We start from the raw sequence: 14,176 nt of genomic DNA on the forward strand, positions 1-14,176 counted from the left end.
ACCAATAGTATTGGTTATATATTGCTTATTCTGATGCATGACCATATCCTTGTGTTATAAGCCCTTTAGAAGCAGCTAACGTAGTAAATGGTATAGCTCTATTATAACGTGGTGGCTCACCGGCCGCATAATAAGAATCTGGATACCCCTTAAAAATATCAGAAGTATATTGACTTTCATTTTCAATCATATTAATGCCCCATGGAGATTTTTCGTAACCATCTGCTTCAAGTGCAGCGGCTATTGGACCGTCTGGATCAATATATTCATAAAGACCCCTTATGGCAAGGTTAACCTTATCACTGCTTAAGGTACTAATATAATCTGTCCAAAGGTCACTTGTACCTCTCCATCCCGGTACCAATACGGGGTACCTTGGGTCAGCGGTCGTTATACCATCTGGTGTTTGTGCGGTCAATAAATTTAATGACGGATCAATATCTTCCTTGATATTTACGAATTTGGTCCATACGTAATTTGATATGGTCATTCCTGTTTCTGGGAAGGTATAGTATCCGTTGCTCTTTAGTCCTTCTACCATCGCAATTTGACGGTCACGCAATTGCTTGATTCTATCTGGCATAGTACCGTATAGTGTCATGTCCCAGCGGGTTTTTCCTTCACCGGCCAACTCTAACTTACGTTCAAACGCAATTCCTTCCAATAGGTCATCACCGGACATGGCCGCAATATAACTGGTTACCATGCTTGCTTGGTCTTCACTTGAAAAAGCCCTACTTCTTACCCTAGTTAAGTAAGTTTTTGCCGTTGCTTCATCTCCTGTAGCTGCAGCCGCATATGCTAAATCTAGCATTACGTCTGCCATTCTTACTACTTGCCAATTACAACCCGACTGTCTTTGACTCAAGGTATAGGGATCTTTAAAGCGTGCTTCGTCCAATTTGTTCATGGCCAAACCGCCTTTTTCACGACTACCCGGCTCAAAATTCATTAAACGTTCAGATGCAGCACCAGAATTTGCGGTTACACAAGCGGTAACATCCCTACGTTTATCATTGGGCATGAAATCACCATAATAGAAACTAGCATAAATACGTGCCTGCCCATAATTTTTAGGAGGATAGGCATTGGAACCACCACCTCCCGAAGGACGACCAAAAGAATAAGGAAAATCTGAGTTCTTACCTCTTGTATATCCGCCTTCAAATATAGACTCTGGACTTACTTCCAGATCCATTAGATATTGAAAGTTACGTTGAAATGGGTTGTCAAAACCTTCACCTCTTTCGTCGGATTCTATTAATCGTGCGGAACCAGGGTTGTTCACTACTTTGAGGTAATGTTCTTTGGCAATGTTCATATAGGTTTGCCAATCGCTTCTACGAACATATTTTGCTTGCCAGGTTGCATTTTCCTTTCCTTTCTGTTCAAAGTTTACGTTCCCATAGTCAAAATCCGTTCTTCTAGTCTGAAAACCTGCAGCATCAAAAGCTAACCTTCCTATTAAATAATCTCCATATGTCCCGGAATAGCGTTCGGCGCCTACACCGGCTTCGCCTAAACGATACATAAGCGGAACCGCTTTTTTCAAAGCAGCGATTTCGTTATCATAAATGATATCCCTAGAGGTAAGCCCGATAGAATCTGCCTGTCCGGCGGTACGGATGGCATAATTAAAATAAGGAACATCACCATAATAGCGTACCAGTAACTTAAAGGCCGTTGCCCTGGCAGCCAAAGCTTCACCATACAATTGGGTCCATTCCGTAGGTTCACCGCCTTTACTATCTATCTGATATTGTTCATTACCTTCTATGCCTTCCAATATGATGTTTGCACGAGAAATTACTTGGTAACATTCTTTCCATGTAGTAGCAGAATTACCATCATTAATATTGAATTCCGTAGCAAACAACCCTTCTGGAATATGTCTGCCCTGGGAAGCATAATTTTCTGGATGACGCTCAGAGTCCGACCCTACGACTTCCGTTTCATAATGCAAAAGTCTGTCCAGGTCATATTGTTTGTCATACAGACCGGCAATGGCCTTTTGAACCTCATTGGGCGCTGTGAACAAAAATTCTTCGTTCAATTCTGATGGAGATTGAGTCTCCAAAAAATCCTTTTCGCAAGCCGTATTGATCAGTACAAATAAGGCAAGCATTGAATAATATAATTTTTTCATAATATAAAACTTCATTGTTTATAATTAAAATTCAACATTGATACCAAATGTATAAGTACGTGCTCTTGGATATGATCTAAAATCCAGTCCTGGTGTAGGATAGGTCCTATTACCGCCATCATATTCATTGGCGTTAATTTCCGGGTCAAATCCACTGTAGCCTGTAAGTGTAAATACATTAAAGATAGAGCCATATAAGCGCAATCTTTTTAGGCCTATTTTGCTTAACGTATTTTCTGGTATTGAATAGCCTAAAGTTGCCGTATTCAAACGTAGGTAGGAACCATCTTCCACACCAAAGGATGTATTGATGGCACTTTCTGGGTAAGGTAAGAATGTTGAAGCATTAGCATTTAAAGCATCTAGCGCGGCCGGATCCACAACTTTGGTCAATTGGCCATCTATAATATCGTAAATCTTATAATGACCGGCCAATTCTTGAAACCTATTTCTAAATAGTCCGGTTTCCTTATTACCCAAGTAGGCCTCAACATGGGTGGCATTGTAAATATCATTACCGTAACTCCATGTGAAATTAAGTCCAAAATCAAATGCTTTGTAGTTTCCTGTCAATCCAAAACCACCCGTATGTTTAGGATTGGTATTTCCTATTACGCCTAGGTCCAAATCATCTATGAGACCATCCCCATTAATATCCTTTACTTTTTGTACACCAGGATAAGCAGTTTGGTCTCCCGGCTTATTACTGAACGTACCATAAATGTTTGGTAATATTCCACTGGCATAGTCCGCAACCCCATCCTTCAATGTGTAAATTTCGGTTGCGGGGTCATAGTTAAAATCATCGGTTGTATACCAACCGTCATATTGCCATCCTCGTATTAATCCCACAGGTCTATCAACTTCTAGCACATAGTCTCCGTTGGGCGAAAGTCTTACACCTCCCCATTCAGAACTGTAGAATGGATTAATACCATCCGCTAGTTCATCTACATTGTTTCTATTGAAATTAATATTGAAATTACCTTGTAGATTAAAGTTATCCGTAGTGACCAAATCTGCGTTCATGGAAACTTCAACACCTTTATTGCTTGTTTGTCCTACATTTCTATATTGACTGGAAAACCCTGTGATCTCCGATAGAGATGTATCCAATAAAAGTAAATCCTTTACTGAATTATGATAAACCTCAATGGTACCACTTAATTTGCTGTCCAAAACGGTGAAATCAAGACCAATGTTTCTGGTTATTGTAGTTTCCCAAGTTATTTCAGGATTACCAAGACTTTCCGATGCCGGTACATACGCCGGTTGTAAAACTTCGTTTATGGAGTAGGTGCTATTGCCGCTAAGTTCATATAAATTGGTAAAAGCACTATTAGGAATTCTGTCATTACCTACCGTACCGTAAGAGACACGAAGTTTTAAATCGTCTATCCAGCTGGTCTGGTTCAAGAACGATTCTTCCGATAACCTCCATCCAAAGGCACCTGCTGGAAAGTAACCCCAACGTTGGCTAGGTGCAAACTTGGACGACCCATCTGCCCTAAAAGTACCTGATAATAAGTATTTGTCCTTAAAGGCATAATTAAGCCGACCAAAATAGGATTCCCATCTAGATGCCGCCGCTATATTGGATTGTAGACGATAAAATTGCTGTTCTGCCACAAGATAACTATCCATATTTGCCCATGCACGTTCAGCATCAAAGGAAGAAGGATATCGTTCACCGTTTATGGTGACACTTTCTGCTCCCCCATCAATAATTTCAGTACCGCCCAATATGCTTAATCTATGGTCATCTCCCAAACCTTGAAATTCATAGTTCAAGGTATTGGTGAAAATCACCCTCCATGCTTCTGAAGTCGTTACCTCGGCATCACCTCCATAAATAGGTTCGTCATTGCCATCCAAATAATTATTGACAATTGCCCCGGTCCATTCTTTATTCTTGTTCCAGGTAGCAGTAACACTTAAACTTGATTTGGCGGTAAGTCCGTTAACCACATTCCATGTTAATGCAGTGTTGGCAACCAATTCACGGTTTATATTGCTATTATCCGTATCATAAAGTTGCGATACCGGATTAAAAGTATCGGATAATACATAATCATAATCCCCTAATTGCGTGTTACTCGTAACATCCGAATCACCTAAAATATATTCGGAATCCAATGGGCGAAAATAATATGCGGTGGAGTTACCCTCATTATTACCTTGGTTTATCTGTGCAAACCTGGTATTGAGGTTGAGGTTTAATTTTTCACCTAACTTTTGATCTAGCTTAAACTGTAAGTTGGTTCGCTTATAAAATGAGCGTACTTTGTTTCCTTCTTGATCAATATGGTTTGCGGATAATAAATATCTAGTGTTTTCATTACCGCTAGTAATATTTACACTGTGGTTTTGTGTGAATGCACCATTATAAAGCTCTTTAGTGAAATCCCTACTGGGAACACTCCTATAATTGTCAATACCGGCCGTATTACTACCCTCAAAATCTCCAATGGACCAAAGCCTTTCCCATGCATCCCTATATTGGGAACCTATAGCATCTGCATAAGCCCAGTTATAGGCAATGTAATCATAGCCGTTCATTACAGGTATGTACTCAGGGATATTACTGAACTGCGTGTAACCGTCATAGGAAACCTTTGTTTGTCCGGCTTTACCGCTTTTGGTGGTTACGATAATGACCCCATTGGCACCCCTTGCTCCATAAATGGCAGTAGATGCAGCATCCTTTAGAACATCAATACTCTGTATTTGGCTACCAGGAATATTACTAATGTTGTTTACCTGAAACCCGTCCACAATATAAAGTGGATCGTTGCTCTGTGATACGGAACCCCCTCCACGTACACGGATTTTAACGTCCGCACCGGGCCTACCGTCCTGTGTGGTTATGTTAACACCGGCAAGTTTACCCTGTAGTGCTTGACCCACATCAGGAACCGGAACCGCAGCAACCTCACCACCTGAAACGGAAGCCACCGATCCCGTAAGATCACGTCTGGCAGAGGTGCCATAACCTATTACCACTACCTCATCCAGCAGACCGGCATCTTCTTCCATATTTATGTCAATGGTGGAGCTCTGGCCTATTTTAACTTCTTTCATCTTGTAACCAAGATAACTGAATACCAATGTTTCACCTACTTGGGCTGAGATAGAATAATTACCATCAAAATCTGTTGATGTTCCAGCCGTAGTATTCTTTTTTACAACCGATACTCCTGCAAGAGGAACGCCATATTCGTCCGCAACCGTACCTGTAACCACCTTGTCTTGAGCATATAAAGTAATACCCATAAAGATGCTGGTAAGTAAAAGCAGCGAATTTTTAAAAATGTGTTTCATACAATGTACTTTTTGATTAATAGTTAATGTAATCGATTACGCTTTTTAATGTTCTTAAGATTGATTTTTAAATAGTTGTTTAATTAATTTATTGAGGTTGACTTTTCTTAATGATTATAACTACTTGCCGATTGTTAAATCAATAAAATTGTTTTAATCCATGCTCTATGACAGAATTAATGTGATTTAAGAATTTTATAAAATTCTTAAAAGAGAATAATATTATTCACCCATTACTTTTACAAATAAAAAGAAAATTTTCATAAAAATTAATAAATTTTTAATAAAAGTAATAAATACACTTATTGATTTGTTAATGGTCTTTACATTTAACATAAAACTAGTTCTGTAGCATAAAGAACATTTGTTAGGGATTACATTAAATTTAGTATAATCCTATTTTGTAAATGTATGTATAATATTATACTTCTATTTTTATGTTTAGTGCAATTAATTATGAATAAAATGATTTTATCATAAAAGATATTTTGATAGGGTCACTTACTTGCGGTTTCTTATTGGTATCAATTTTATTGACTCATTTAAGTAGACATCTATTTTAAGTCTGACTATATAATCGATTACATTTTATAAAGTAAATGTTTAAAAAATAGCACTAATTTTAAATATTTTAAGCGATTTTTAGCTTATTTAAAGGTGAAATAAATTTTATATACACTAAAACGAAAATATTAATAAAAAAATGCAGTAATACTTAAAGGCATGGAAGTACTTTATGTTTGTATTTTTAATATTGGTTTTACTTCTTCTTATATCCAAGAATATATTGTATTACAGGACTTTGTAATTAAAAATTGATTAAAAATGGTCATTATACTTATTCCTAATTTGTTTTAATCCCTTTTAACAGAAGCTATTATATGTAATTGTGAATATATCAAATTAAGTGACTAAAATCGATAACTAAATAATTTAATGGATGCTTTATTGTTAAAAGTTGAATTTTTTATATAAAATTTTTGTTAAAGTATTTTTTATTTGCTATAATTGCGTAATCGATTACACTATTTATGTAATTTTTTATGACATTATGAGAATGAACTTTTTCAATGAACTAGGTATATCCCAGCATAAATTAAATGCTATGTCTTTGATAATGGTTTCTTGTAAGAATGCTGTAAAAATTAACAACAGTTTTTGGAGAGAAATAAATTTTTATCCGGTAAGAGGACTTTTGCTACCTACTTGATTTTGCTTTTAATATTGACGGGTGACATCACCTAAAGGAGCGCATTGAATTAGGGAGCTTTTACTTTAAACTATGTATATAAAGGAAATAAAAATGAACTCAATTACAAATTAACTTAATCATTCACTCACTTAATTACTATTATGAAACAACAAATTACAAAAGTAAAAGTCAATTTTCGGCTTTTTACGGGAGTATTGCTATTTACCCTTTTAATGGGTAATAATGCATTTTCCCAACAAGGAACTACCGTAAGTGGTATAGTTACCGATACGGCAACCGACGAACCTTTGCCGGGGGTAAATGTGGTTGAAAAAGGTACCTCAAATGGTACGGTCACAGGCTTTGATGGAAATTTTTCCATCACATTAACAACAGATAATGCAGTATTGGTTGTTAGTTATATTGGTTTTGCTGCAAAAGAGGTTGCCGTTAACAACCGTACACGGCTAAATGTTACTTTAGAAGAAGATGCGCAAGCTTTGGATGAAGTGGTCGTTGTTGGTTACGGATCTGTAAAAAAAGCTGATTTGACCGGATCTGTCACTAGTGTGTCCAATGAGCAAATCACACAAAGAAACGTTAATAACCCTTTGGAAGGAATTCAAGGTAATTTACCCGGTGTTGTAATTACCAACAGTACGGGTCGTATTGGAGATGGTTTTGATATCAATATAAGGGGTAACAACTCCTTTAGTGGGGATGCACAACCCTTGTTTGTTGTAGATGGGGTGCCCACAGATGGTATTGATTTTTTAAATCCACAGGATATAGAACGTATAGATGTATTAAAAGATGCTTCTTCAGCGGCTATTTATGGGTCTAGAGGTGCTAATGGTGTGGTAATCGTGACTACAAAAGGTGGTGCAACCGCAAAAGGTGGGGTTTCGGTTTCTTTTGAAAGTTCCTATGGGGTAGTTCGCAGAGCTAGATTTCCAGACTTTATGAATGGTCAAGAATGGTGGGCGTATCATCAAACAGCTTACTTGAACCAAAACGATCCTTTAGGAGATACACCAGAAAATAATTTTGCCTTAGCTGGTAATAATAGTCCTGAATTAATTAAACGTGCTAATGCCGGATTTAATTTCGATTGGGCAGATGCCGTTTACCGAGATGGGAGTATTCAAAATAATTATGTTGCCGTTAATGGACGCGCAAATAATGGTTTAGCGTATAATCTAGCTATAGGTCTACAATCAGATGAAGGTTTGTTGCAAAATGAGGCATTGGACAAATACACGTTTAAGGCAGGTGCAACACATAATATTAATGATAAATTCTCTATTGGAGCAAATTTGACCCTATCACATGAAGTAAACGATTTAGGTAGTGATCAAGCGGCTAGAGATGCTGTAAGGTTAAGTCCGTTGGCTTCTCCTTGGGCTATTGATGCAGATGGAAATCAATTGGTAGGTGAGTTGTTCTTTCAGCCTGGTAAATTAACATATCCAAATGGTGATTGGGCATTCAACAAAACTAGTACCTTGAATCCATTGGTTGAAATTGCCAATTCCAAACAACAGGTAAGAAGATGGAGAACCTTAGCCAATTTATTTGCGGAATACAAAGCATTGGATTGGTTATCCTTTAAAACTACATTCTCCGCAGGTTTATTGAATAGACGCATTGGCGAGGCGTATGGAGCGGAATCCTATGTTGGTCAATCTAATGGCGGTACCAATACGGCAAGCTTGGACAAGTTGGAAAATTTTAATTATACATGGGATAATCAGTTCAACATAAACAAGACCTTTAACGAGGACCACACCATAGGCTTTTTAGGATTGCAAAGTTTTTACAGCAATAGAACGGAAGAATCTTATGCATTCTCGAGTGGACAACCCTTTGAAACTTTATGGTATAATTTAGGTTCTGGACCTCAGGCAACTTTTAATTTGAGTTCAGCTTACAGAAAAAACACCTTAATGTCCTACGCCGGACGTTTAAATTATGCATTTAAGAACAAGTATTTATTAACGGCCTCAATTAGATGGGATGGGTCTTCCGTATTATCTGAGGGTAATAAATGGGAGAATTTCCCTTCGGTAGCTTTGGCTTGGAAGATTACAGAAGAAGACTTTTTTAACGACGATAGTTTTATAAATAATTTAAAGCTTAGGGCTAGTATTGGGTATACGGGTAATGATAACGTAAGTCCATACTCTACCTTAAACTCCGTAGATAGTCAGACATATTATGATTTTAACGGGTCCGCAGCTAATGGTTTTGTTGCCGATGAATTGGCCAATAGGTTCTTGACATGGGAACGAACAAGAGAATTAAACTTTGGACTTGATTTCGGCTTTTTCAGAAACAGGGTGTTTGGTAGTGTAGATGTGTATGATAGGCTATCGGATGGTTTAATTGTAGAGCAAAATTTACCAATTGAAACTGGGGCAGGAAGTATAAACAACAATGTTGGATCTCTAAGTAATAAAGGGGTAGAGGTTTCTTTGGTTACAAGAAATATACAAACGGAAAAAGTAACTTGGGAAACTAATTTTACCTTCAGTAAGAACACGAATGCACTTGAGTCCGTATATGGCCAAAGTGAACAAGATGATCCAGGAAATGGGTTCTTTATAGGTGAAGCTTTAAGGCCTCACTATAATTATGTGTTTGACGGTGTTTGGCAGGCCAGTGAGGCTGCAGAGGCTGCTTCTTACGGTATGAAAGAAGGTGAGGCTAGACCTAAGGACATTAATAATGATGGCGTTTTTGATCCAGATGACGATAGGGTGGTTCTTGGATCAAACCAACCAGACTGGATCGGTGGTATTACTTCAAATTTAACGGTAGGTAATTTTGATTTTACCGTCTCTGCTATAGCGCTTCAAGGTGTTTTGGTCAGAAGTGATTTTCTTAATGATAGCTTTGGAGATCCTAATGATAGGGGTCGTAATCACTTGGACTGGGATAGTTATTATGTACCGGAAAACGGTGCCGGACTTCCAGTACAGGTATCAAATGAAATTCCTAGACCACGTGGTCAAGGTCAATTTTGGGGAACGGATTTCGGATTTTACAGAGATGCTTCTTTCGTGAAAATCAAGAATATTTCTTTAGGCTATTCGTTTGGGCAAAAAGTTCTTGACGATCTAAACATCAAAGGATTTAGAATCTACGCTAACGTATTAAACCCATTTGTCTTTGCCAATAAGGATTTTGAAGGATGGGACCCAGAATGGGCAGATGCTGATCAGAATGTAGCTAGACCAAGCTCCATTACATATCAATTAGGTTTAAGTTTAAAGCTATAAAATAAAAGAAGATGAAAAAAATATATATTTTAGGAATAATAATGGCTGCATTTGTTTCTTGCAGCGACTTTATAGAAGAGGAAAACCTTTCCGGTGAATCCGCAGACTCCTTCTATGTAACTCCAGACGGATTTAATTCTTTAATAAATGCCAATTATGAAAAATTAAGGGATATTTATGGTGATTCTCCTTTCTTATTTGAAGGCGGAACAGATTTAATTTCTAAGGGTAGGGGACAAGGCCCATTAGGTTTGACCGAGTATAGGGATCTAAACTCTACCTCTGACGGTGTGGCAGATTTATATAACGAATGTTATGCTGCTATTCAATTAGCAAATAGGGCTATTTACTATGCTGAACTTACCGAGCAAACTGCAGAACTTCCAGTATTGGTTAGTGAGGTTAAATTTTTAAGAGCGCTTTCTTACTTCCTATTGGTACAAACTTATGGTGGGGTTGCTATTACGGATTATATAGATAGTCCGGTTTTAGAATTTGATAGGAATACTGCAGAAGAAGTTTATATACAGATAATATCAGATTTAGAGGATGCTATTGCAGGTGCCAGTGATGGTGCATATTTTGGTAGGGTAAACAAAAGAGCGGCAAAAAACTTATTGGCCAAAGTTTACTTGACAAGAGGTTACGAACCTTTTGGATCGCAAAATGATTTTACAACTGCAGCTGCCTTGGCCGATGAAGTTATTGGTGGCGAAGCACTTAATTTACCCTTTAGTGAAGTTTTTAGACCAGGTAATGATTTAAATGAAGAGGTTATTTTTTCCGTGCAGTTTGATGCTGCTTCTATAAGTGCGGATCCCGATGGATTGGGAAGTAGACAATACGCATATTTTGGATCATATTTAGGTGGTTCGGAAGTGCAAGGACAAGCTCCGGCTCGTGATTACTCATCTTCACCTACAGATTTTGCAATTAGCTTATTTACGGAGGATGATGCAAGATGGGAAGGCACGTTTATGACAGAAATTTTTTATATAGATACTGATGATTATACAGGGCCTTCTTACTTTACGTATTATAGAGTTCCAGAAGAAGAGCATAACTCTTTGACTGTGATAGAATTTTACGAACCGCAATGGTTTACACCAGAGGATAAAGCAAATTATTTGGCCACCAAAAATCTAGCACCAAGTTTTAAATATCATAACTATGGTGAGTATTCTTCAGAGTGGACAGATACGGTATCCTTGGATTATGAGGTAATTTGTGTCAAGAAATTTGATGACCCCTCACCAACAACTGCGTTTGGTGGTAGATCAAGCACAAGGGATATTATATTATCAAGATTAGCCGAAACGTATTTGGTAGCTGCAGAAGCATACCTTCAAGCCGGTCAGGCTAGTACCGGTTTATTAAGGCTTAATGCAGTAAGAAATAGGGCGGGTGTAGCAGATGCTACCATTGGTGAATTTGATATCGATTATATATTGGATGAACGCGCTCGAGAACTTTTTGGCGAATATCATAGGTGGTTCGATCTAAAGCGAACAGGAAAATTAGTTGAACGAACCTCTTTATACAATAATCAAGTTAATGAGAGTGATTTTAATGGTGCTGGTGCGCTGAAAATTTTGAGGCCAATTCCACAGCAAGCATTGGATTTAAATCAAAATAATGATTTTCCACAAAACCCGGCATATAATTAATCTATTTACTAGTGAGGAAAAAGCATATTAGAGTTAGTTTTTTGAGTTAGTTGAATTGGGATTTAATGAAAGTAATTTCATTAAGTCCCTTTTTGTTTATACTCATTTAAAGTTGTTTAAATTTAACAGAACAAAATAGTGTACCATATGAAAACAGTTAAAAGTTTAAGTGTTGTGTTTTTTACAGCTCTACTAGTATTCAGTTCTTGTAAGCAAGAAGAAAAAAAGAAAACGCCAGAAGCAGAAATTGTTGCTGAGGAAGCTGTACGGAAGACCTACGCAGAAATTTCAATCAAGGAAGGCGGAGAATGGAAGGGTAAAAAATATGAAGGTGAAAATTTCACTTTCAAGAACGTGGAGTTTCTAAGAGCGCCGGATAGTTTGACCGATCATTCATATTATATACGCTATGAAGGCCCGGGGTGGGAAAGTAATAAAGTTGGATATAGGTTATATCTGGATTGGAGAAACGCAATTGACATTTTCGGTAAGAAGGTAGATACAATGGTTTTGTCTAAAGTAGGATTGGATAATTATGACTCCTATCATGAAGATAGCCCATGGGGACTAGATATTTTAAAGGCAGGCCAATCATTAGGTATTGGTTCATATGGCCGTTTTGATGGCAAGAAGACTGTTGTACATTTTAAAGAAGTGGATTCTACAACGGCCCAAATACATAATGGGGATAATGAATCTGGTGTTACCATAAATTATTATGGATGGACCGCCCTTGGGCAAAAGATCAATTTAGCATCGCAATTAATGATCAAGGCAGATTCACGCTTAACAAAAGCCAGTTTAACCCCTTCCGTAGCAGGAGAGGGACTTAGTACGGGAATTGTTAAGTTCAATGGAATAGAATTAATACAAAAAGAAGGGCCTAACGGTTGGGGCTATATTGCCACCTACGGTGAGCAGACCTTGGTTCCAGATAATTTGGGAATGGTCATTTTTTATCGCACGGATGAAGTGGAAAAAATTACGGAATCTGAATTTGATCACCTACTGGTCTTTAAACCTACCGCATCAACAATTACATATTATTTTGGGGGTGCTTGGGAAAAGGAAATGAATGGTATACAGTCTAAGGAAGAGTTTATAGCTTATATAGATAAGGAATTGGCAGCATTGTAAATACTAACTATATAAAGAATCTTTTAATGATGTGCTATAAGGTGTTGGTCTATATTGCAAAACGCTATTTTAAATATTAGGATAACATAATGTACTGAGAAAACCTTTTTATCCTCTTTAATAGAATAAACACTATACTCTTTTATTTAGGATTATCATTATATATAGAAATCAATAATAAAAATGAACAGAAAATGAATGTAAGGTTTAGAAGGGTTAACCAAATCTTTTTGGCAATTATGCTGTGTCTAATGATAAGTAGTTGTAAAAATGAAAAAAAGTTGGACAATAGTAACGCTATTGCTACTAACGAGCAATTTTCCGATAGCTTGCCATGGTCACAACGCCTTGCAAACTCAATAATGAAAAGGCATCCAAAGGCATGGCAGACAGAAAATGATAGTTTGCCAAAATGGAACTATAAAATAGGATTGCTCCTAACTTCTTTTGAGCGTCTTTTTGAACAAACCGGGGAAGACAAATATTTTGACTATATACAGGAATTTGGTGAAACGTTAATAGATTCCTCTGGCACTATATATGGATATACCAAAGACTCCTACAATATTGATAATATCAATGCTGGTAAAATATTGTTTAAGTTATATAAAACAACAAATGATCAAAGGTATTTGCAGGCTATGAAAACATTGCGCAGCCAATTGGAGGATCACCCTAGAACACCGTCCAATGGTTTATGGCATAAAAAAATCTACCCCAATCAAATGTGGTTAGACGGTCTATATATGGGGGCACCTTTTTATGCACAGTATAATACTACTTTTGAGGATGGAGACAGATTGGACGATATTGCCCATCAATTTGAGTTGATATGGAAACAAACCTTGGATGAGGAAACCGGACTATTATTCCATGCTTGGGATGAAAGTAAACAAATGGGCTGGGCCAACAAAAAGGATGGTAAAAGTCCTAATTTTTGGTCTAGATCAATGGGGTGGTACTTAATGGCTTTGGTAGATGTCTTGGATTTCTATCCTGAAAACCATCCCAAAAGAAGTGTTTTGATAAATTACTTAAATCAACTTTCTGAGAGTTTACTCGCCTTTCAACACACAACCGGATTATGGTATCAAGTAACCGATAAGGGAGAAATGGAAGGGAATTACCTAGAAGCTTCTGGCTCGGAAATGTTCTGTTATGCTTTTGCCAAAGGTCATGAAAAGGGATATCTGCCTGAAAAATTTAAATCAATCGCCCATAAAACGTTTGATGGACTATTATCAGAAGTGGTAGAGGTAGAGGCAGATGGTGAGGTTCATATCAATAACATTTGTAAAAGTGCCGGCTTAGGTGGAAATCCATATAGGGACGGAAGCTTTGAGTATTATATAAGTGAGCCAATAGTTACGGATAATCTGCATGGCACCGGTCCTTTTATTCTGGCGGCATTAGCATTAAATAGATAGTAATT

6 protein-coding genes are annotated in these 14,176 nt (G+C 37.4%); 4 read left to right on the plus strand and 2 right to left on the minus strand.

The annotated features are described in order from the left end of the window. Positions 1-25: 25 nt before the first annotated feature. Both CHB68_RS04420 and CHB68_RS04425 read right to left on the minus strand, forming a co-directional pair. On the minus strand, positions 26-2,146 hold the full coding sequence (locus tag CHB68_RS04420; RefSeq protein ID WP_179213134.1) for a RagB/SusD family nutrient uptake outer membrane protein: 2,121 nt from the start codon (positions 2,144-2,146) through the stop codon (positions 26-28). Positions 2,147-2,170: 24 nt separating this feature from the next. Further along, positions 2,171-5,467, minus strand: a complete 3,297-nt coding sequence (locus CHB68_RS04425) for a SusC/RagA family TonB-linked outer membrane protein (RefSeq protein ID WP_089259614.1) — start codon at positions 5,465-5,467, stop codon at positions 2,171-2,173. A 1,353-nt stretch (positions 5,468-6,820) separates the two neighbouring features. Here CHB68_RS04425 and CHB68_RS04430 point away from each other — a divergent pair. The 4 genes from CHB68_RS04430 (at position 6,821) to CHB68_RS04445 (ending at position 14,171) form a co-directional block, all read left to right on the plus strand. Next, positions 6,821-9,940, plus strand: a complete 3,120-nt coding sequence (locus tag CHB68_RS04430; protein ID WP_089259615.1) for a SusC/RagA family TonB-linked outer membrane protein — start codon at positions 6,821-6,823, stop codon at positions 9,938-9,940. A gap of 11 nt (positions 9,941-9,951) precedes the next feature. Continuing rightward, positions 9,952-11,607, plus strand: coding sequence for a RagB/SusD family nutrient uptake outer membrane protein (locus CHB68_RS04435; protein ID WP_089259616.1), 1,656 nt, complete (start codon positions 9,952-9,954; stop codon positions 11,605-11,607). Positions 11,608-11,754: 147 nt separating this feature from the next. Next, positions 11,755-12,744, plus strand: coding sequence for a DUF4861 family protein (locus tag CHB68_RS04440; RefSeq protein ID WP_089259617.1), 990 nt, complete (start codon positions 11,755-11,757; stop codon positions 12,742-12,744). Between the two features lie 194 nt (positions 12,745-12,938). Next, on the plus strand, positions 12,939-14,171 hold the full coding sequence (locus CHB68_RS04445; protein ID WP_089259618.1) for a glycoside hydrolase family 88/105 protein: 1,233 nt from the start codon (positions 12,939-12,941) through the stop codon (positions 14,169-14,171). Positions 14,172-14,176: the final 5 nt, after the last annotated feature.

Source organism: Maribacter sedimenticola (assembly GCF_900188415.1).
GTDB lineage: Bacteria > Bacteroidota > Bacteroidia > Flavobacteriales > Flavobacteriaceae > Maribacter > Maribacter sedimenticola.